19 protein-coding genes and 1 riboswitch are annotated in these 19610 nt (G+C 64.5%); of the genes, 14 read left to right on the plus strand and 5 right to left on the minus strand.

Annotated features, from left to right (window positions below; genetic code table 11):
- Positions 1-135: 135 nt before the first annotated feature.
- On the plus strand, positions 136-1707 hold the full coding sequence (gene casA / locus DEIPR_RS12950; RefSeq protein ID WP_013623184.1) for a type I-E CRISPR-associated protein Cse1/CasA: 1572 nt from the start codon (positions 136-138) through the stop codon (positions 1705-1707).
- Here the strand turns inward: casA and DEIPR_RS12955 are convergent.
- Positions 1647-2720 (minus strand): IS4 family transposase, encoded by a 1074-nt coding sequence (locus tag DEIPR_RS12955; protein ID WP_013613827.1) that lies wholly within the window; start codon positions 2718-2720, stop codon positions 1647-1649. The genes casA and DEIPR_RS12955 overlap by 61 nt on opposite strands.
- A 366-nt stretch (positions 2721-3086) precedes the next feature.
- Between DEIPR_RS12955 and casB the strand changes: the two genes are divergently transcribed.
- Positions 3087-3773, plus strand: a complete 687-nt coding sequence (casB, locus tag DEIPR_RS12960; protein WP_013623186.1) for a type I-E CRISPR-associated protein Cse2/CasB — start codon at positions 3087-3089, stop codon at positions 3771-3773.
- Complete coding sequence (locus tag DEIPR_RS12965) at positions 3770-4402, plus strand: type I-E CRISPR-associated protein Cas7/Cse4/CasC (RefSeq protein WP_049775327.1); 633 nt, start codon at positions 3770-3772, stop codon at positions 4400-4402. Before casB ends, DEIPR_RS12965 begins: the two co-directional genes overlap by 4 nt.
- Positions 4403-4419: 17 nt before the next feature.
- Here the strand turns inward: DEIPR_RS12965 and DEIPR_RS12970 are convergent, their stop codons facing one another.
- Positions 4420-5205, minus strand: a complete 786-nt coding sequence (locus tag DEIPR_RS12970) for an IS982 family transposase (RefSeq protein ID WP_013623187.1) — start codon at positions 5203-5205, stop codon at positions 4420-4422.
- A gap of 51 nt (positions 5206-5256) precedes the next feature.
- Here DEIPR_RS12970 and cas7e point away from each other — a divergent pair, with 51 nt between their 5' ends.
- Genes cas7e through cas2e form a run of 5 tightly spaced genes read left to right on the plus strand, consistent with a single transcriptional unit; the run spans position 5257 to position 8557 of the window.
- Positions 5257-5913, plus strand: a complete 657-nt coding sequence (gene cas7e / locus DEIPR_RS12975; protein WP_342626734.1) for a type I-E CRISPR-associated protein Cas7/Cse4/CasC — start codon at positions 5257-5259, stop codon at positions 5911-5913.
- A complete protein-coding gene (gene cas5e / locus DEIPR_RS12980) occupies positions 5914-6618 on the plus strand; it encodes a type I-E CRISPR-associated protein Cas5/CasD (RefSeq protein ID WP_013623188.1) in 705 nt (234 codons plus the stop codon).
- Positions 6618-7265, plus strand: coding sequence for a type I-E CRISPR-associated protein Cas6/Cse3/CasE (gene cas6e, locus DEIPR_RS12985; RefSeq protein WP_013623189.1), 648 nt, complete (start codon positions 6618-6620; stop codon positions 7263-7265). The genes cas5e and cas6e overlap by 1 nt, the downstream gene beginning before the upstream one ends.
- A gap of 3 nt (positions 7266-7268) precedes the next feature.
- Positions 7269-8216: a type I-E CRISPR-associated endonuclease Cas1e gene (gene cas1e / locus DEIPR_RS12990; RefSeq protein WP_013623190.1), complete on the plus strand. Its 948-nt coding sequence runs from the start codon at positions 7269-7271 to the stop codon at positions 8214-8216.
- Positions 8217-8242: 26 nt separating this feature from the next.
- Positions 8243-8557 (plus strand): type I-E CRISPR-associated endoribonuclease Cas2e, encoded by a 315-nt coding sequence (cas2e, locus tag DEIPR_RS12995; RefSeq protein ID WP_013623191.1) that lies wholly within the window; start codon positions 8243-8245, stop codon positions 8555-8557.
- Positions 8558-8762: 205 nt separating this feature from the next.
- On the opposite strand, the gene DEIPR_RS14380 is transcribed toward cas2e, so the two are convergent.
- From DEIPR_RS14380 to DEIPR_RS13010, 3 genes are all read right to left on the minus strand, one after another.
- Complete coding sequence (locus DEIPR_RS14380) at positions 8763-10001, minus strand: glycoside hydrolase 5 family protein (RefSeq protein WP_013623192.1); 1239 nt, start codon at positions 9999-10001, stop codon at positions 8763-8765.
- 10 nt (positions 10002-10011) lie between these two features.
- Positions 10012-10116, minus strand: a riboswitch (cyclic di-GMP riboswitch).
- 188 nt (positions 10117-10304) lie between these two features.
- Positions 10305-11516, minus strand: a complete 1212-nt coding sequence (locus tag DEIPR_RS13005; RefSeq protein ID WP_148232011.1) for a hypothetical protein — start codon at positions 11514-11516, stop codon at positions 10305-10307.
- Between the two features lie 135 nt (positions 11517-11651).
- Positions 11652-12923, minus strand: coding sequence for an LCP family protein (locus DEIPR_RS13010; protein ID WP_013623194.1), 1272 nt, complete (start codon positions 12921-12923; stop codon positions 11652-11654).
- Positions 12924-13257: 334 nt separating this feature from the next.
- Between DEIPR_RS13010 and DEIPR_RS13015 the strand changes: the two genes are divergently transcribed.
- The 6 genes from DEIPR_RS13015 to DEIPR_RS14290 are packed head-to-tail and all read left to right on the plus strand — an operon-like array spanning position 13258 to position 19502.
- Entirely contained in the window at positions 13258-14511 is a 1254-nt protein-coding gene (locus DEIPR_RS13015; RefSeq protein WP_169310714.1) for a lipopolysaccharide biosynthesis protein, read from the plus strand.
- A complete protein-coding gene (locus DEIPR_RS13020) occupies positions 14512-15675 on the plus strand; it encodes a glycosyltransferase (RefSeq protein ID WP_013623196.1) in 1164 nt (387 codons plus the stop codon). It begins immediately after the preceding gene.
- Complete coding sequence (locus tag DEIPR_RS13025) at positions 15672-17045, plus strand: O-antigen ligase family protein (protein ID WP_041223126.1); 1374 nt, start codon at positions 15672-15674, stop codon at positions 17043-17045. Before DEIPR_RS13020 ends, DEIPR_RS13025 begins: the two co-directional genes overlap by 4 nt.
- 3 nt (positions 17046-17048) lie before the next feature.
- Positions 17049-18236 (plus strand): glycosyltransferase, encoded by a 1188-nt coding sequence (locus tag DEIPR_RS13030; RefSeq protein WP_013623198.1) that lies wholly within the window; start codon positions 17049-17051, stop codon positions 18234-18236.
- A complete protein-coding gene (locus DEIPR_RS13035; protein WP_013623199.1) occupies positions 18233-19360 on the plus strand; it encodes a glycosyltransferase family 4 protein in 1128 nt (375 codons plus the stop codon). Before DEIPR_RS13030 ends, DEIPR_RS13035 begins: the two co-directional genes overlap by 4 nt.
- Positions 19347-19502: a hypothetical protein gene (locus DEIPR_RS14290; protein ID WP_169310715.1), complete on the plus strand. Its 156-nt coding sequence runs from the start codon at positions 19347-19349 to the stop codon at positions 19500-19502. The genes DEIPR_RS13035 and DEIPR_RS14290 overlap by 14 nt, the downstream gene beginning before the upstream one ends.
- The last annotated feature ends 108 nt before the right edge of the window (positions 19503-19610 follow it).

Here is a 19610-nt window from a genome sequence, read left to right on the forward strand (position 1 = left end):
GAATTCAACGTACAACGGGGCCACGATAAATGATGTCGCTCAAATTCGGGGCCAAAAACCCAAAAATCTCTGTAATTTAGACTCATATTTTCTGCTAAAATCTTAAACCTACAAAGGGCGCGACCACCACGCGACATGCCCTCTCTACAGTTCAGGGCAAAGGAGGTGTTTATTCTGGTCAGTTTTTCGTTGTTGCGCGAAAACTGGGTGCCCGTGCTTGACCTGGAGGGCAAAACAGCGTCGGTTTCCCTATCAGATACGCTGCTGACGCCGCAGCTTTACCGCCGCATAGACGCGGGGCATCCACTCCACACGGCGGCCCTTTACCGCCTGCATTTGGCTCTGCTCCACCGCGCCCTGGGGCCGAGTTCGGCGGAAGACGCGGCGCAGTGGTACAGCGCGGGTTTCCCGAGCGAGAAGGTTCAGGCGTATTTGGAGTGCTACGCAGACCGCTTTGACCTCTTTGGGCCGCAGCCGTTTATGCAGGTGGTGGGCCTTGACCCCGCGTCGGTGGGCGAGAATTTCCGCAGTCACTGGACGAGGCTGAGCACCGAGGACGGAAGCCCCAACACGACGGCACTGTTCAATGTAGAAGCTCGCCCCAACGGTGGCCGCATGGACGAAATCACGGCGGCTGAGGCGGCTGTGCAACTGTTGAGCCAGCAGTCCTTTACGCTGGGCGGGCTGATTAAGCGGTTCACGACTTCGGCAAGGGCGGCTCCTGTTGCTACGGCGGCCCTGTTTTTGGCCGAAGGTCACAACCTTCAGCAGATGCTCGCGTTGAATCTGGTGCCCTACACGGCTTCGATGGCAGCCCGTGACCTGCCCGTGTGGGAGCAGCCGCCTCTGACGGTGGCCGATATTCAGCGCATCTACGCCGACAAGGAACCTAAACCGCGCCCCGCCGAAGGGTTCGTCAGTCGCTACGCTTGGCCCAGCCGCAGCATTTTGCTGTTGCCGGAGCAGACGGAAGGTGGCCTAAAGGTGCGTACCATTGGCTTCGGCGCGGGGGTGCCCCTCGCCGGCGCGGGCGAAGGCGCGGGGGCCAACCTCGACCCGATGGTGGGCCTGCTGCCCAGCCGCGACGACAAAGGCGACCCTTACCCGTACAAGTTGCGGCGTGACCGTTTGCTTTGGCGTGACCTGACGGCACTTTTGCCCAGCCCAGAGGTCAAAGTCAGTGAAGCAAAAGACGGCAAGGGCAAGAAAAAGGTGACGGCTAAGCCGGGGCGCACCGCCTATGTCTTGGAACACGCCGCCGAGGTCATGCGGCTCGTGCAGGCGCAGAGGCAGCCCGCCGCGCCGCCTGTCAGACCAGTGGTGAGCCAGTCGCAGGCCGCTGAGCTAGACGAGCCTTTGCCCGACGCACCGGCAGCCCCTCCTGTCTTGCCTGTCGTGGTCTTCGGGCAACTCACCGATCAAGGCAAAGCCTTTGCTATCCGCCAGGAAACCTATACCTTGCCGCAGCGGTTTATCGAGAACCCCGAGCATTTTCACGATTACATCAAAGGGTCGCTGGAAACCGCGACGATGGTCGGCAATGCTCTGTGGAGCGCGGTCAAGCATCTGGCCGAAGAGTTGCTGAAAAAAGACGGCTCCCGCAGCCCCGACCCCGCCGACATTCGCAAATTGTCCGAACAGACTGACTACCCCTCAAAACGCGGGACAAGCCGTGCTAGACGGTTCCAATTTTCAGGGCTTGGGTGACTGAGCAAATCTCGCAACTCGTCCAAGCCCAGTCGAAACAGACTTTTGCTGGCGTAGCCATGCGCTTTCTGGCGCTTGGCCTTCATGGTCTCCACGTTGCCTTCAAGCAGCAGAACCGTACCTGTCCGCAAACACCAAATGAAGCTGATGGCGATCACCATCAGCAGCGTTGACACCCGCTCGGCCTGGGTCAATCCGGTCGCTTCCAGATCGAAGCCTCTGGTTTTCAGTGCAGCGTGCAGGTTTTCGCACTGCCAGCGCAGTGCGTACTTCCGCAAATTCTGATCTGCTCTGCCCTTGTAGGCCAGGTACAGCATCTCCGTCTTCGAGACCTTCAGTGCCAGAACACGGAGTCTGACCCCGTACACCACCATAGAGCTGTGCCAGACGCGAACCTCTCCCACCTGCATTTTCTTAGCGAAGACGTGGACAGGTAAGCTGTCCATCTTGGTGTCACTCCGCAGCCGGATACAGGGAGCAATCCCATGTTCGCTCAGGAACGTAAACCAGTCCTGGCCGATGAATTCACGGTCTGCAAGCAGACCGTCGATGTGGACCTGTGGACAGTGACGCAGAAAATCAGCCATCAGCTCCTTACGTATTCGCTGATCGCTGCTTCCCCCGTGCGGGAGAAAACGCCACATCAGCGGCAAACTGAACCCTTCCCATACCGCAGACAGCATCAGGATGTTGACGTCCCTCTTGCCCAGTTTCCAGTTCGTCCGGTCCAGGATGAGCGTCAGCTCATCCGTACCCAGCACGTGAAGCGCAAACTTCAGATACATCTCCTCTGGAATCAAAAACTGAACAAAGCGCAGAAGGCGTTGATACCGCATTTCTCGACTACCTGGCAAAGTGATCGTAGCTTTCAGATTGTTCAGCACCACGCTGCGCTGCTGGATGATCGCCAGAATCAACGCGACCAGGACGGTGAACCGTCGCTGGTCAATACGGAAAAAGGGACGCAAGGCAGTGAAGAGGCTATCTTGGGGGGGCTGGTTCAGGTGGTTCATCGCAGATACACCTTATGAACCAGCTCTTTTTGTGTCTACAGAATTTGCGTCTCAGACGGGATTGCCGGAGTTTTGAGGGGTAGTCAGCCGAACAGATTCCCGCCGTCACGACCTTTTGGCAGAGACTAGAAGCGCCTTTTCGCCAGTACCTGCTGAACCTGGACGGCGACCCCGAGCAGGCCACGCTGGAATGGAATGCTGCGCTCAAGCAGGCCGCTTGGCAGGGTTGGAATATCGCGCAGGAGGCCGCCGGGATGAACGCGGTGGGCCTGCGGGCCGTGCAGAAGTCGCAGGGCCTGCTGCTGAAGGTGCTGGGAGGCCTGCCCGTACCTGTCCAACCCGTGCCCGCCACAACGGAGAACACCGATGACTAACCCCCCGACAACCGATGACCGCCCCGCCCGCTTCGTGCGGGAACTGGTGAGGCTGGAGCGTGGCAAGCTCGCGCAGCTTCGGCGTGGGCTGGGTGGCGACAACCGTAGCGTGTACTGGCTCGAAGGGCTGTACGCCCGCACGGGCTACGCCGAAGCGACGCCTACCGGTAAAGAGGCCTTGCGGCTGGTCGCTGGTCTGTACGCCCTGAAACCCAAAGCGCTGGACGACGGCGACGAACCGGAGCAGAGCGCGGAAACAGCGCCCGAAGCCCCCCGCAAGGCCGTCAGTATCGGCAAACAGATGGGACAGCTTTACCTGCAACAAGACCGTAGACCCAGCACCGAAAAGCGGTTTTTGGCCCTGCTGGACACTGACCGCGAAGGCATCGGCTACCACATGCGGCAGGTGGTGACGCTTCTAGACACTGCCGACCTGACCCCCGACTGGGAAAGGCTGGTCACCGACCTCCTGTACTGGAGCGACCGCACCCGCAAGGGGTGGGCACAAGACTTCTACGCCGAGATTTTCCGCGAGGAGAACCGTCAGGACGACAAAACCGGCGGCACGCTACCGAGTTCGGACACGTCAGTCGGCTCACCAGCTTCGGCCCCGCTTTTCGCCTCCTCACAGCCTGACCACCAACCCGCCGACCAAGACGATGAAGGAGAAACACTATGAAAGCCGTCCTCGAACTGCACTACCTCCAGAATTTCGCCCCCAGCAACCTCAACCGTGACGACATCGGCAGCCCCAAGGACGCTTTTTTCGGGGGTACGCGCCGCCTGCGGATTTCGTCGCAGTCGTTCAAGCGAGCGATGCGGCAGGATTTCGCCCAGCGTCAGATTTTGAGTGAGGCTGAACTGGGTCTACGTTCCAAGCGTCTGCTCTTCAGCGAAGACCCGAGGGAAAAGGGATTGGTTAACCGCCTTGTACAGGGCGAAAACGCTCTCAAAACTGAGGAGGCTCGTTTCAGAGCAGAATTTGCCCTTCTGATGAATGGCATTGCCTTTGTAGAGGTTAAGGGTGAGGAAGATAACTACATCCTAGACGATACGAAGAGCGAAGCACTTGCTTTTCTAGGGGAATACAATCTGGCTCTTCTGGAAAAATTTCTCAAGAGCGATAGCGATGAGGTTCAGAAAGCTAGCGCCGTCATGCGAGAAGCTAGAGAGAAGCTCAGGAAGTCGAAAGGGTATAAGGGCAAGATTGGGGAGTCTTCTGCAAAGGAGAAACTGAGGAAAGCCATATCCACTGCTCTGGGCAGCAAAAAGAAAGAGCTAGATGAGATTCTGAATAACCGCGAATAGGGGTTGACAAAACCGAGTCAGGTGATGAGGTCTCTGTATTTCAGGTTGTGCGCTAGGACGTGGAGTGCGACCTTGAGTTTCAAGCTTGCCATCGTTTTGACCTGTCCCCAACGTAATCCAGCACCGACCAGAACCGAGAATGCCGATTCGATACACTTCCTGGCCGCCCCGAATTCTTCTCGCCAACGTGGACTTGGTCTCCGTGCATTGACTTTGGGGGGTGTGATGGTGGTCAGCGACTGATAGCCCTTATCTCCAATCTGCTGTGGCCCGCCATAAGCGGGCCACTTCCGGTTCATCTCACACAGGACGCTGTAGTCATGCTCATTCGCTGCACGGATGTTGTAGGCCACAATTTCACCGTTCAACCCACACCAGGCGTGCAGCTTGAAACCGAAGACCGGTCCAGCGGTACTGAAACCGTGCCGCGCTCCCCTAAACTTGCACCGTGGTGCACGTTTGAACGTACAGACGGGAAGCGGCTCGGAGTCAACCGCCACGAAGTCCAGAGCCTGGACTTCGTGGCTCAGGTGTTCGATGACGGGTAGAAGCCGTTTCAGACGGATTCTGGCCTGGGTCTCGGAAGGTAGGTCTGGGAAGTGGTTGACTGTGAGAAAGTGCCACCAACGGCTGAAATAGGGTTGCTTGTGAAGCATTTGCAGAATGGCGATACCGATGAGGTCAGCGTCGCTAATTTTCTCGTGCTTGTGAAGCAACTTGGCAGGGATGTGAGGCTTAACCCACTGGCTGAGGACTTGGAGTGCTTCGTGGATGGGAAGTAAAGTAAGATCGGGACGGCCCATAACACCGTCCCTTTCGCATTTTTGGTGCCCCACTGTCAACCCCTATTCGCGGTGAATACCAAAAAGGCGGTGGACGTGGCTCTTTTCGGGCGGATGCTGGCCGACCTGCCCGACAAAAATGCCGACGCAGCGGCGCAGGTGGCGCATCCCATCTCCACCCATGCCCTGCGTGAGCGGCAATACGACTTCTACACGGCGGTTGACGACCTCAAGCCGCAGGACAATGCCGGGGCCGACATGCTGGGCACGGTAGAATTCGCCAGCGCGACGATGTACCGTTACGCCGCCATTGACCTGCAAAAGTTGCTGGACAACCTGCAAGGCGACCGCGAACTGCTGGGAAAAGGGCTGCGGGCCTTCCTGTACGCCAGCATTTTCGCTGCGCCGACGGGCAAGCAAAACACCTTCGCCGCGCACAACCTGCCCGCCCTGATGGTGCAAGTCGTTCGCACGAACGCTTCGCCGCGCAACCTTGCCAATGCCTTTGAAAAAGGCGTGGTGGCCGAGCGGGGCAGTGGGTATCTGAAACCCAGTATTGAGGCGCTGGCCGACGAGATGAAATGGCAAAACGGCGTTTTCGGGGATGCAGGACAGGCCCGGTTCATCGCCCGCGAGGGGGCGGCGGAAGTGTTCGGCACCGAGATGCCGTCGGTGGACGCGCTGATTGAGGGCACGGTTGCCGCAGCCATGAGTGCGCTGGAGCAGTAAATGGCGATCCTGCTTCTGAGGCTGGTGGCTCCCATGCAGGCGTGGGGCAGCCGCAGCCGCTTTGACGACCGCGACACCGAAGCCGAGCCGACCAAAAGCGGCGTGCTGGGACTATGCGCGGCGGCACTGGGCATTGACCGCGCCGACCCGATTGACGACCTCACGCGCCTGCGCTTCGGCGTGCGGGTAGACCGCGAAGGCGGCGCGGGCCGCGACTACCACACCGCGCAACTGAAGCCGGGTGACCCCAAGACCAAAACCGACGTGACTACCCGCTTCTACCTGTCAGATGCGGCGTTCTGGGCTGGGCTGGAAGGTGAAGACAGGGCATTTTTGCAGCGACTGTACGCGGCCCTACACAATCCACACTGGCCGCTGTCGCTGGGGCGCAAGGCGTTTCAAGCCAGCCTGCCGATATTCGCGGGGCCGCCGCAGGACACGCCGCTGTGGGAGGCCTTGCAGCAAGCGCCCAGCCTGCGCCGCGAACCCAGCGAACAGGCTTACCGTTTCGTGCTTGACCGCGAGGCTGTACCTGCTGAACGGCGGGCCAAAGCCTCACCTTCGCGGCGGCAGGATGTGCCGGATGGCCCTTTCGCGCATCGCCACTACCTCTCGCGCGAGGTGCTGACGCTGACTGGGCCGCTGGAAGTCGCGCCCGACCCGCTGGTGCACCGGCACTGGCAAGCACCAGAGGAGGTGAGTTGATGTACCTTTCCCGCCTTTTCCTCAACGACCACAGCAAACAAGCCGCCGCCGACCTCCGCAGCGCGTATGGCCTGCACCAGACCCTGCGCTGGGCTTTTCCGAACGCAGGCGAGGAAAACGGTCCCCTCCCCGAAGGCGAACGCCTGCTGTGGCGTGACGATGGGCCACATGGCATCCTGGTGCAGAGTGTGACCCGCCCCAGCTGGGACGCGGTTTCTGCGCGTCACCCCGACTATTTTCACGACGTGCAGGTCAAGCCCTTTGACCTCACGGGCTTGCAGGCGGGGCAGCACCTCGCGTTCAAACTCAAGGCCAATGTGACGGTGAACCGCTGGCGCGACGGGCAGGACAGAGACGCCGAAAAGCGCACCAAACGCGAGGCCCTGCGCGGTGCGAAAGAGCAAGTGGAGTGGTTGGAGCGTCAGGGTGAGCGCGGCGGCTTCAGCGTCGTGGGCGCCGACATCGCCCAGAGCGGCAACGTGCGGCTATACAAGGCGCGCGGCAGCACGCCGATGACCCTCTTCGCCGTGACCTTTGAAGGTGTGCTGCGGATAGAAGACCCTGCCCTCCTCGCCCAAACCGTGCGCGGCGGTATCGGCAGGGCGAAGGCACTGGGTTTCGGCCTGCTGAGTCTGGCGCGGGTCTGAGGCATGACAGGCGCGACTGTTCAGGACAGCGGCCCCATCATCTGGAAGCGGCAAAACCTGCGCGAGTTGCCCAAGTTTCGGGACGGCACCTCCTACCTCTACCTCGAACACACCGTGCTGGAGCAGAGCGGCCGCTCCATCCAGGCGTTTCACCCCGAAGGCATGGTGGAAATCCCTTGTGCCAGCCTCGGCGTGCTGCTGCTTGGCCCCGGCACCAGCGTCAGCCACAGCGCAATGACGGCCCTCTCCCGCACCGGATGCAGCGTGGTTTGGGTAGGTGAGCAGGGCGTCAGATTTTACGCCGCAGGCATCGGCGAGGCCAGCAAGTCAGGGCGGCTGATGCGGCAGGCACGGCTGTGGGCGAACGAGAAAAGCCGCATGCGCATCATTCGCCAGATGTACACCATGCGCTTTCCCGAAGGGCTGCCGGACGACCTCACTTTGCAGCAGATTCGCGGGCGCGAAGGGGCGCGGGTCAGGGCACTGTATTCCAGCTACAGCAAGGCTCACGGCGTCAAGTGGCAGGAGCGCAAATACAACCGCGCCAACTGGGACGACGCTTCGCCCATCAACAAGGCCATCAGCGCGGGCAACACCTGCCTGAACGGACTGGCCCACGCCGCCATCCTGAGCCTCGGCTACACACCGGCGTTGGGATTTGTCCACACAGGCAAACAACTGAGTCTCGTCTACGACATCACCGACCTGTACAAGATGGAGGTGGTATCGCCCATCGCCTTTCAGGAGGCAGCCAAAGGCGGCGAGGATATAGACCGCCGCGTGCGCTTGGCCCTGCGCGACCACATCCGCCAGGCGCGGCTGCTGGAGCGCATGGCGAACGACCTATTGACGCTCTTTGAGGACGAATACGAGGACGACCCGCAGGAAGAGGACGTGGGCGAACTCTACGACCCTGACGGCGACGTGGCGGGCGGCAAAAACTATGGATAAGCCATGATTGTGATGACGCTGGAAAAGTGCCCGAAGCGCTCCACGGCGAGCTTTCGCGGTGGCTGATCGAGGTGCAGACAGGCGTGTATGTTGGCTCGGTGAGCGCCGTGGTGCGTGACCTGCTGTGGGACAAGGTGGTGCAGCACTCGCGCTCGGGCCGGTGCACGCAGCTGTTTCGCAGCAATAACGAGCAGGGTTTCGTGATTCGGATGCACGGCGAAGCGCGGCGCACTCTGGTGGACGTAGAAGGCTATCAACTGGTGGCCGTAAAAAATGCCCGCTACGAGCAGCTTTTGCCAAAGTTCACGCCTGAGGAGGAGGACGATTGGGAAACATTGTGATGTGTATCAGGGGTGTGCGAGGATACCAAATGGCCCTTTAGAGCCGAGAAGCTTGACAGCACAAGTGTTTTCCCCGTGTGTGCGGGGATGTTCCGGACATCCAGGCCCGGCGCTTCATTGTTCGTGGGTTTTCCCCGTGTGTGCGGGGATGTTCCGGTCAGCGAGTACAGCCCCTCCAGTTTGGGCCGGTTTTGCTTTGCTCTTCTCAGCGCAGTTCGTACCACTGGCTGGCCAGCGGCGCCAGGGTGCCGGCAGCGGTGGTGCCCTGCAGGGTCAGGCTGGTCGTGCGGCCAGCGAACAGGGGCTGCAGGCTGCCCACGGTGCCGGGCAGCTGCACTTTCACCGACTGGCTGACGGTCTGGTCGAGGCTCACGACCTGCACGTAGCGGCGGCTGCCGTAGGTCCACAGGTGGGCAGTGGCCTGGCGGTTGCTGGCGGCCACAGGCAGCTCGCTGCGCTGACCGTCGGTTAGGGCGGGGGCCAGCACCTTCACTTCGCTGGCAAGGCGGCGCAGTTCGTCGTTCAGGCCGGTGTAGCTGGCCAGGTCGTTGGTGCGGTCCAGGTAGGTGTAGTACAGGATGCCTTTGACGCCAGCGGCAATAGCCTGGTTGGTCATGTTGTTCAGCTCGGCGGGGGTGGGGTAGCGCCCACCTTCCCAGCGGAAGCTCTGCAGGTTGGCAATCGGCAGCGTGCCTTTGGCATTGGCCTCGGCCACCAGGCGGGTCATCATCGGGTAGACCACGTTCAGGGGGTCGCCGCCGTCTACCGGGTAGCTCTGGTTGCCCACCGCGTCGGCGCGGCCGAAATACTCGGTGTGGCTGTTGGCAAAGGAAATCGCCATACTGGTGTAGGTCAGGTGGTTGGCGTCCAGTTGCTTGACGCTTTCGCTGCGGCGCTGCAGTTCCTCGGGGCTGACTAGGCGGTTGCAGTCGTCGGCAACCATCCAGCCCAGCAGGGCAGGGTGGTCCTTGAGTCCACGGATGGAGGTCTCGTTGAAATCTTCGACCAGCATCTTCATGCCGCGGGCCTGGGCAGCGTCCATCAGCTTGCGGTAGCCTTCCAAATCAACTTCAGGGTCGAACATGGTGGAGTTCATGGTGTTGAATCCCAGGTCGGCGATGGCGTGCATGTCGCGCAGGCGGCGCTCGGCGTCACCGGCCCAGGAGACGTGGTAGAAGCCCATCGGGAACATGGCCTGACCGTTCACCATCAGGGTGCCGTCGGCGCGTACCTGCGCGGTGCTGGGGCCAGCGGGGGCTGTGGGCTCGGGTGCCGGGGCGGGCGTGGGAGCTGGGGCCGGAGCCGGCGCGGGTGCCGTGGACTTGGGAGCCTTGCGTGCCTGGGTTTCCAGACTGTCTGCGGGAGTGGCGGGCAGGGAAGAACCATTGGAGCAACCGGCCATGAGCAAGCCTAGCAGGGCGTAGATGAGACCTTGTTTTTTCATGTGACCTTCTTTCGGTGGCCCGGCCAACTTCCGTGCTGCCCTGAGAGAAGAGCGGAGCAGCGGAGTTCCGTGGGCTTTGCGTCCCCCCCTCGCGGAGGGTTTGCCTTTGTCGAGAAGCAAATAGTCAAGCAGCGAACAGTAAAAACGATAGAAAAGTGGGTGAACTGAGGGGCCTGATATCGGCCTGTTCGTCAGAAACTGGTCAGACCGGACCCCCCCGAGCTGCCCAAAGAATAAAGGTTTATTAATAACCAGATTCATACAAAAGCCACTGGTAAATTTCCATGTCCTGGCCGTGAAGGGCTAGCGGACACGGACCACGGCGACCTGCAGTGGCGCCAGTCGTCCCCCGACCTGCGGGCCGTCGTGCCGGAGGGTGGCGGTCTCGGCACTGCCCACGCGTTCCCAGCGGGTGGGGGCTTCAGGCAGCTGCAGGTCAACCGACTGACTCTCCCTGCGGCTGGTGTTGACCGTCAGCAGGTAGCCCTGCCACTCGCCGCCCGATGTTTGCCCGCGCAGGTAGGCGGCCAAAGGCGCGTGTGCAGTGCCGGAGTTCAGCGTGATCAGTTCGCCGTCCAGCAGCAGCGGGGCCAGCAGCGCCACTTCTCTGGACAGTCCCTGCAGACTTTTCCACAAGAAGGGTTCGGCGTTCAGGTCCACTTCCGGGGCCCGGTAGGCGTAATAGACGATGCCCTTGACGCCGGCCAGCAGGGCCTGGTAGGTCATGTTGCGGACCTCGGCCGGGGTGGGCTTGGTGGCCCCCCAAAAGGAACTTTGCAGGTTGGCGATGGGCACGTTGCCCTGAGCGACAGCGCTCTGGACAGCGCTCTGCATCATGCGGTAGGTCACGCCGATATCGTCGTTGCCGATGGGGTAGCTCTGGTTTCCAATCAGGTCGCCTGCGGCAAAGTAGGGGGTTTCAGGTCTTTCCTGGCCCACCGACAGGCTGAAATAGGTCAGCTTGGCCGGATTGAGCGCCTTGAACTGGGCGCTGCGCTCGGCCACCTGCTGCGGCGTGTACTGGACATTCGCGTCGTCAGCCACCTTGAATCCGAGCAGTGCCGGGTGCTGCAGCACGCGCTGGCGGTTTTCAGGAGAAAGGCCGTAAGGAATCACGAACATCCCCGCCTGCTGCGCCTGGTCCAGCAGACCCGTGAAGTTGGCGCTGTCGCTGTCGCTGATGGGCTCGGTGACCATCAGGTTGAAGCCGGCCTGCGAGAGCCGCTGCAGGTCCTGGACGCGGCCTTCGGGAGTGCCCTGCCAGGCCCAGGACACGTGATAAAAGCCGAACGGGAAAAAAGACTGGCCGTTGACCAGCACGGTGCCGTCGGGGCGGTGGGTCACGCTGGTGCTCTGGGCTTCCTGCAGGCGGTGGTCGGGGGCCAGCCCCCCGGCTGTGGCGGGCGAGGGCTGAAGCAGCTGGCAGCCGGTCAGCTGCGCGGCCAGCAGGAGGGTCAGCAGGGGAGCAGCCGCGCTGAACCCATGCCGCCGAGCAGAGTGGAAAAGCGGTCGCATGGCCAGACTGTAGGCTGCACTCATGAGACTTTGCCGTGCTGGTCGGCCCATTTGGCAGTGGGTGCGCGACCTTCCCTGCACTTTGGAGCCGTACTGGCATGTGCAGGCCCGCCTCCACCTACCGCAGGGCTCCGCTTAGCGCAGGGCCAGGTGCAGCCGCTGACGTTCCCGGTCGGACACCACGTAATACCACTGGCCGTCTATCCGGCGGTTCTCACCAGCGGGCCGCAGGACACTTTGGTGGTCTACGGCGTAGGCGTGCGTGCGGCGCAGCGCCACCACCTCCGAGGGGGAGAAGTTGGTGCGGACCTGCGTGCTGAGCTGCTGGAGCAGGGCATTCAGTTCTTCTGGCGAGCGCTGGGCCAGCGACGCCATCAGGCTGCGGATCACTTCCTGTTGGCGCTCGTTGCGGCCCAGGTCACCCCGTGGGTCTTGCTTGCGCATTCGGATATAGGCTAGGGCCTGCTCACCGTTCAGCTGGACGCGGCCGGGCTGGAACTGCTGGCCGTCCAGCTCGAAAGCAAAAGGCGGGCTAACCTCTACGCCGCCGACCAGGTCAATCACGCGCTGAAAGCCGTTCATGCTGACTTCCACGAACTTGTCCATTGGCAGGCCCAGAAAGTGCTCGACGGCCAGTGTCTGCAGGGTGGGGCCGCCCAGGGCGTAGGCGGCATTGATTTTGGCCTGGCCGTCACGTTCGGGAATCCGCACGCGGGTGTCGCGGGGAACACTCAGAAAGGTGAGCTGCTGGGCCACCGGGTCAAACGTCAGCACCACCAGCACGTCGCCTCGCCCGGTCCCCAGCTCCGGCTCATCGTTGCCTATCAGCAGGATATGCAGCCGGGCGCGGGTCTTCAGCCGCTCGGTAAAGCTGCTGGGAGCGGCCGGCGGCGTAACGGCCTGAACCGGGCCGCTGCTGGCCGGAGCCTGCTTCTGGGGAGCTGCCGGGTCCGCCGCCGGCCGCTGCTGCGCTGGTGCTGCCAGGGATTCGCCGGTAGGGGAGACGGGGCTGGTGCCCTGACGGCCAGTGGTCTGACTCCCAGCTGCCTGACTCCGGGCCGCCTGACTTCCGGCCACCTGCTTCTCCCCCGTCTCCTGCTGCTCCGTCTCTGCCTGCTCTGGTTCTTCCTCCTCCGTCTCTTCCTGCTGAGGTGGCCCGCTCTTTCCGGTGGTTTGGCTCCCCGCAGCCGGCCCGGCCTCCTGCGCCTCCTGCGGCAAGGTGGCTGCGGCTGTGGTCGCTGCCGGCGGCTGATACCGTCCCCAGGACACCGGCCGGTCCGCAGGCGGCGGAGGCAACTGGGCAAAGACCGGGTCGTCCAGCACCCCTGGCAGGGGAGGGAGCCCGTCACCGTCCAGCTCGTGATAGACCTCCTGGCCCAGCTGCTGCACCTGCTGACGCTGATACATCAAAGTTCCTGCCACCAGCGTTACCGCCAGGACCATCCATATCCACCAACGCCGCATCGGACAACTATAGGTGGGGGCTGCGGCCCGTAGCGTGAGGCCGGTGGGTCTGCAGCTTCTGCATTCGTTGGGTCTCCGGGTTCCTGCCCTTCCCCGGGTTGCGTGCCCAAGCGGCGGAGCGTTTCTAACGCTAGCTCAAGGCGGCAGTCAGGTCCGCTGCGTGGGCAGAGGTTATGCTGCGCAGTAGCGTTATGGACCTGCCCCGATGAATTCCGGACCCATCCCCGCTTCCAGCTCTGCCCCCGGCCCCGGGACTCCCCCAGGCCTGCGGGCCGGCATGCTGTGGACCGTGGCCGGTCAAGGCGTGTATTCGGCGGCGCAGTGGCTCATGGTGATTGTGCTGGCCCGCAGTGGCGGCGCCAGCGATGTGGGCCTTTATTCCCTGGGGCTGGCGCTCACCGCTCCACTGTTTTTGCTGCTGGGCCTGCAGCTGCGGGCTGTCCAGGCCACCGATGCCCAGGGCCACTTCGAGTTCCGTGACTACGCCGCGCTGCGGCTGCCCAGCATGGCGCTGGGCCTGGCCGTCACGGCCGTACTGGCCTGGCTTTACCCGCACGCCAGCGGCCCGGTGTGGTGGCTGGGAGTGGCAAAAGCGCTGGAAGGGGGCAGCGACGTCATGTACGGTCTGATGCAGCAGCGGGAGCGCCTGGACTGGATTGCCCAGTCCACCCTGCTGCGCGGCCTGCTGGGGCTGGCGCTGCTGGCGCTGATCTACCGGCTGACCGGCGACCTGACGCTGGCGACATTGGGTCTGGCGCTGGCCGGGCTGGCGACATTGCTGCTGTTCGACCTGCCACGGGGCCGCAGGCTGGCCGCTGGCCGCTGGTGGACCTGGCCGCCCAGCTCGGCGCTGCTGCGGCTGGCGCTCCCCCTGGGAGTGGTCATCGGGCTGGTGTCGCTGGGGACCAACTTGCCCCGGCTGTTTGTGGAGCGGCAGCTGGGCCGCGAGGCGCTGGGCATCTACGCTGCGCTCAGCTACGTCACAGTGGCCGGCAGCGTTTTCGTGGTGGCCCTGGGCACCGCGCTGACCACCCGGCTCTCGCAGGTGTTCGCCCGCGGCGACCGCGCCGGGTTCGTGCGCCTGACCCTGGCGCTGATGGCCGGGGCCGGCGGCGTGGGCCTGCTGCTTGTCCTGCTGAGCGCGGTGGCCGGGGCCCCGCTGCTGGCGCTGCTGTACGGCCCCGCCTACGCCGAGCACGCCCGCACCTTTTTCTGGCTGACCCTCGCCGGCGTGGCCGGTTATCTGGCGTCATCGCTGGGGTTCGCGGTCACGGCGGCGCGGCGCTTCCGGGAGCAGCTGCCACTGTTCGCGGTGGTCACGGCGGTGTTGGTGCTGGCCTGCTGGTGGCTGATTCCCCGCTACGGCCTGCTGGGCGCGGCGGCGGCCACCCTCATCGGAACTCTGGCCCAGCTGCTGGGCAGTTGGCTTATCGTGAGACAGGCCCTGTCCGGTCTGTCCCCAGGCGAGTCCGGTTCTCCAGACGCATCCGGCCCGACCTCTTCCCCCGATTCCCTGCCAGGAGCCTCATAGATGTCTTTCGCTTCCACTTCATCCGTTCTTCCCCAGCGCCCTGTGCGCGTCCTGCACCTGACCGGCAACCTGGACCGCGGCGGGATAGAGACCTGGCTGGTCAATGTGTTCCGGCGTGCCGACCCGGCGGCCGTGCAGATGGATGTGCTGGTCGCCAGTCCTGCGCCCCATACCGGCGTGTACGAAGCCGAGCTGCGTGACCTGGGCGTGCGGATTATCCACGCTCCCCCGAGCGGCAACCTGCCGCAGTTCGTGCAGGCTTACCGCCGGGTGCTGCGGGAGTATGGCCCCTACGACGTGGTTCATAGTCATATCCACCACTTCGGCGGGCTGCTGCTGCTGCTGTCGCGGCTGGCCGGGGTTCCGGTGCGCGTGGCCACCAGCCACACCGACACTTCACAGGCCGACCAGCAGGCGGGCCGGGGCCGCGCCGCCTACCTGCGGGCGATGAGAGCGGCCCTGCAAGGCTCGGTCACGCACCGCACGGCCGTGAGTCAGGCGGCGGCGTCCGCCCTCTTCGGTCCGGACTGGGCGTCGCAGCCGGTGCAGATTATTACGCTCGGTATCGATCTGGCCGGCCTGCAGACGCCGCGTCCTGTGCAGGGCCTGCGGGACGAACTCGGGTTGCAGCCGGGGGTACCGGTGCTGGGCTGCGTGGCACAGCTGCGCCCTGAGAAGAACCATATGTTCCTGCTGGATGTCCTGGCCGAACACGTCCGGCGGCAGGGGCCGGCCTACCTGCTGCTGGTGGGGGAGGGCGATGAGCGTTCGGCCATTGAGGCCCGCGTGGCCGAGCTGGGGCTGCAGCCCTGGGTCAAGCTGCTGGGCTCGCGCCCGGACGTGGCCGAACTGCTGTGGCTGATGGACGCCTTTCTCCTCACCTCCAAGTTTGAAGGCCTCAGTCTGGCGTTCATTGAGGCGCAGGCGGTGGGGCTGCCGTGCATCGTATCCACCGGCGTGCCGGTCACGTCCGACGACCGGCGCTTTCCGCTGATTGATGTGGTGCGCCTCCCGCTGAACGGTGACCCAGCTCCCTGGGCCGACGCCCTGGCAGCGGTCCTGGAGCGGGGGCGTCACGACCCGCCGCGCATGGATTTCGAAGTGGCCGAAACCACCCGCGAGCTGACGGAGTTCTATATTCGGGCCAGCCGGGGCGAAGTGTGAGTCAGCCCTGGCCGGCGCAGATGGCTGCGCTGCCCGCTGCGGGCCGCCGCACTGCGCCACTGCTGGAGCGGGCGGTCATCTGGCTGCTGGGGGCGTTTGTCGCCGCGCAGTGCTTCGGTCTGCCCCTGCTGGGGGTGGGGCCGTGGGCCCTGTGGCCCACCCTGGCCGACCTGCTGCTGTGGCTGGCCCTGCTGCTGGCCGCGCTTTACCGCGCTCCCGTGCAGCTGGACCTGCGGCCCATCGGCCAGGCGCTGGCGGCCGTCACGGCGCTTTCCGCGCTTTCGGTGCTGCTGCTGTTCGTGATGGGAGATGGCCGGCTGGACGTGGCCTTGCCGTTCGGGGTCTTTCAGCTGTTCAAGCTGCTGCAGCTCCTGGGCGTGTTCTGGATGGCGGCCCGACTGCCGCTGACCCAGCCGGTGCTGGCCGGCTGGGAGCGGGCGGCCCGCTTCGGCTTTCTGGTCATGGTGGTCACCGTGGTCTGGACCTACTTTTCGCCGGCCATTCCCCAGACTCTGGGCCAGGTGCTGCCGCGTGGGCTGGGCGTATCGGGGCCGTGGGAATCGTACTACCTGCACAACGAGCGCGGGCTGGGCACGCTGGGCTACAACCACGCCCATGTGGCCGCGATGGTGCTGGTGCAAGGCGCCCTGCTGATGATGCTGCGCCCCCTGAAATCCAACAGCTGGGTGCTGCTGGGCATCGTGGTGGCCTGCTTTCTGTCAGGAGCGCGGGCCGGGCTGGTCGGGGCGCTGGTGTTCGTGCTGCTGGAAAGTGTGCGTACGCCGCTGCGCTCTACCGTGATGGTGCTGCTCGCCGGGCTGCTTGGCCTGGCCGCCCTGCCCTACTTGGAGGCCGACCTGAGCAGCCTGATCGCCCGGCAGTCCACCATTCTGGAAGCAGGCAACGCCGAGAACCTGGCCGGGCGCGGCGACATCTGGCAGACCTACGTGCAGAACCTGGCGGCCGACCCTGTGCGCCTGCTGCTGGGCAGCGGAATGGGTTCAGGCATCGCCAACAACGGCTCGAACGCCCACATGATGGTGCTGCAGGTGCTGTACGAAACCGGAATCGCCGGATTCAGTGTGATGCTGCTGCTGTTCTGGGGCCTGATGTCGCGGCTGTACCGGCTGCGTGAGCGGCGGGCCGGCATTGCCCTAAACGTGCTGCTGGGCCTGTGGGCCACCACCTTCGCCACCGAAACCCTGTACCCCAATTCGGCTTTCGGCTCTTTTTTGCCGCTGCTGGCGCTGGTGATGGCTGTGGCCCTGACTCCCGCCAGCCTGGAGACGGCCGGAGGTGAACATTCTGCAAGCCTTCAGGAACGCCCTGCCGCGGGCCAGCCGTCCCGTACCCTGGGCTGGGAGGACTGAATTTTGCGTGTCAGTGTGGTTCTGGAACAGCGGTTTATTCATACGGCGGATGGGGCGACCTACGACAACGGGCACGCCACCTATGCCCACTGGCAGCGGTATCTGAGCACGTTCGAGGAAGTGCAGGTGGTGGGCCGCTCGCAACAGGTGGCTTCGGTCCCGCCGGGTTACCGCCGGGTGGACGGCCCCGGAGTGAAGGTGCTGCAGGTTCCCTACTACCAGGGGCCACTGGGGCTGCTGCGGCGGCTGCCCGCCGTGCTGCGGACGCTGCGCCGGGGGCTGGAACCGGAAGACGCCGTCATTGTGCGGTTCTCGGGTCTGCTGGGCCACCTCGCTGCCGGCCTGCGGCAGTCGCAGGGGCGCCCCTTCGCTGCCGAGGTGGTCAACGACCCCTACATGGGCTACGGCCCGGACGGCACCCGGCATCCCCTGCGGCCCCTGTTCCGCGCGCTCCTGACAGGGCTGACGCAGCTGCAGTGCCGCCAGGCGGGCGCCGTCCAGTATGTGACCCGTGAGGCCCTACAGCGCCGTTACCCACCGCGCCGGGGCCGTCCCTCGTTCGGTGTCTCGGACGTGCATCTGCCGCCGGAAGCGTTTCAGGCTGCGCCGCGCCGCTATGACCGGCCGGCCCGGCTGGCCGTGCTGGTGGGCAGCCTGGAGCAGCCCCACAAGGCCGCCGACGTCGCCATTGAGGCGCTGGCCCTCCTGCGCCGCCGGGGACAGGACGTGCGCCTGAGCATCGTGGGCGACGGCCCGCTGCGCCCCAGCCTGGAAGCGCAGGCCGCACAGGCGGGCGTGGCAGAGCATCTGGAGTTCGTGGGCCAGCGCAGCACGCCCGCCGAAGTCCGCGCTGACCTCGCTGCTGCAGAGCTGTTTCTGATTCCCTCGCGCACCGAGGGGTTGCCCCGCGTGCTGCTGGAAGCTCAGGCCCAGGCGCTGCCGGCTATCGGGTCGTCGGTGGGCGGGATTCCGGAGCTGATTCCCGCCGAATATCTGGTGCCGCCCGGCGACGCGGCCGCTCTGGCCCGCGTGTGGGGGGCACTGGCCGCCGACCCGGCCGCCCTGAGCGCCGCCAGCGCCCGCAACCTTGCCCTGGCCCGCGACTATGCCGACGACGTACTGGACCGGGAGCGCAGCGCTTTTCAGCGGGCTGTACGCTCCCTGCTGCTTCCCCGGAAGGATTCTCTATGAAAGACAGGCCGCAGACCATTCTCTATACCACCACCACCGCCATCGCCTCGCTGGCGTTCTTCTCCGAGCACTTCGGGCACCTGCGCCGCCAGGGCTGGGACGTTCATTCCGTGACCCCCGCCGAGCCGGCTGACCAGGTGCAGCGGGCCATAGATGCCAGTGGAGCGGCCCACCACGCTGTGCCGTTTGCGCGTGAAATCTCCCCACGCCGCGACCTGACCGCCCTGGGGCAGCTGCTGGGTGTAGCAGCGCGGGTCCGCCCCGACGTGATTAACTTTTCCACCCCCAAAGCGGGCCTGCTGGGCGGGCTGGTGGGGGCCGCGCTGGGCGTGCCGCTGCGGGTCTACTTTATCCACGGCCTACGCAGCGAAACGGCGGCGACCGGCCGGCTGGCCCTGCTGCGCCCGGTGCTGCTGATGATGGAGCGCCTGACCGCCGCCTGCGCCCACGAGGTGCTGTGTGTCAGCCCTTCCAACCGCGACGAAGCCGTGGCCCTGGGCCTGGTGCCTGCCAGCAAGATTCGGGTGCTGGGGGCCGGCAGCCCCGCAGGGATTCCGGTAGAGCGTTATGCCCAGCCGGACCCGGCCGCCGTGGCCGCAGCCCGCGAGGAACTCGGCCTGCCGGAAGGCACGCCCGTGGTGGGCTTCGTGGCCCGCATGGCTCCGCAAAAAGGCACTGAGGAGTTGCTGCTGGCCTGGGCGCAGGTCCACGCGCAGGTCCCGCAGGCCCGGCTGCTGCTGGTCGGCGTGCCGGACCCGGCCAATCCGCTTTCGGACGAAGCGATGCGTGCTTTCCGTGAGGCGCCGGGCCTGGTTCAGGTGGAGTTTGAAAAGGACATGAGCCGCCTTTACCCACTGATGACGGTCCACACGCTGCCCAGCCGCCACGAGGGCCTGGGCATGGTGGTGCTGGAAGCCGGGGCCTACGGCGTGCCCAGTGTCCTGACCGACGCTTCCGGCGTGCGCGACGCCGGCGTGGCAGATGAAACCTGCTTGCAGGTGCCGGCCGGCGACGTTCCGGCGCTGGCGGACGCCCTGGTGCGCCTGCTGTCCGACGCAGCGCTGCGCGAGCGGCTGGGACGCCAGAGCCAGGCCTGGGTGAGCGAGAATTTTGCCCAGGAATAAGGTATGGGCACTGTGGGACGACTTCTACGCCGAAGCCTGGCAAAAACGCCAGCAGGCGGCCCGTGCAGCCCGTCCCTGGAAGTGGGCGGCCGCGGCCGGTGCAGCCGCGCTGATGCTGGGCCTGGCCCGCCGCTCGCGCTGAGGCCGGTTCTAGCGGAAACATCAGGGGGCGCCCGAACTGGGGTGCCCCCTGATGTTTCCGTTCCCGCGCTGCTCTATCAGCCTGGTGACGGCCAGTTCAGCAGCCAGC

This window comes from Deinococcus proteolyticus MRP (assembly GCF_000190555.1).
Lineage (GTDB): Bacteria > Deinococcota > Deinococci > Deinococcales > Deinococcaceae > Deinococcus > Deinococcus proteolyticus.

Coding starts and splice junctions, on each gene's coding strand:
- DEIPR_RS13020 (WP_013623196.1), top strand. CDS start 14,512: ATGTCTTTCGCTTCCACTTCATCCGTTCTTCCCCAGCGCCCTGTGCGC.
- DEIPR_RS14380 (WP_013623192.1), bottom strand. CDS start 10,001: ATGAAAAAACAAGGTCTCATCTACGCCCTGCTAGGCTTGCTCATGGCC.
- DEIPR_RS13010 (WP_013623194.1), bottom strand. CDS start 12,923: ATGTATCAGCGTCAGCAGGTGCAGCAGCTGGGCCAGGAGGTCTATCAC.
- cas5e (WP_013623188.1), top strand. CDS start 5,914: ATGGCGATCCTGCTTCTGAGGCTGGTGGCTCCCATGCAGGCGTGGGGC.
- DEIPR_RS13015 (WP_169310714.1), top strand. CDS start 13,258: ATGCTGTGGACCGTGGCCGGTCAAGGCGTGTATTCGGCGGCGCAGTGG.
- DEIPR_RS13035 (WP_013623199.1), top strand. CDS start 18,233: ATGAAAGACAGGCCGCAGACCATTCTCTATACCACCACCACCGCCATC.
- DEIPR_RS12970 (WP_013623187.1), bottom strand. CDS start 5,205: ATGGGCCGTCCCGATCTTACTTTACTTCCCATCCACGAAGCACTCCAA.
- casA (WP_013623184.1), top strand. CDS start 136: ATGCCCTCTCTACAGTTCAGGGCAAAGGAGGTGTTTATTCTGGTCAGT.
- cas1e (WP_013623190.1), top strand. CDS start 7,269: ATGACAGGCGCGACTGTTCAGGACAGCGGCCCCATCATCTGGAAGCGG.
- DEIPR_RS12955 (WP_013613827.1), bottom strand. CDS start 2,720: ATGAACCACCTGAACCAGCCCCCCCAAGATAGCCTCTTCACTGCCTTG.
- casB (WP_013623186.1), top strand. CDS start 3,087: ATGACTAACCCCCCGACAACCGATGACCGCCCCGCCCGCTTCGTGCGG.
- cas6e (WP_013623189.1), top strand. CDS start 6,618: ATGTACCTTTCCCGCCTTTTCCTCAACGACCACAGCAAACAAGCCGCC.
- DEIPR_RS13005 (WP_148232011.1), bottom strand. CDS start 11,516: ATGCGACCGCTTTTCCACTCTGCTCGGCGGCATGGGTTCAGCGCGGCT.
- DEIPR_RS12965 (WP_049775327.1), top strand. CDS start 3,770: ATGAAAGCCGTCCTCGAACTGCACTACCTCCAGAATTTCGCCCCCAGC.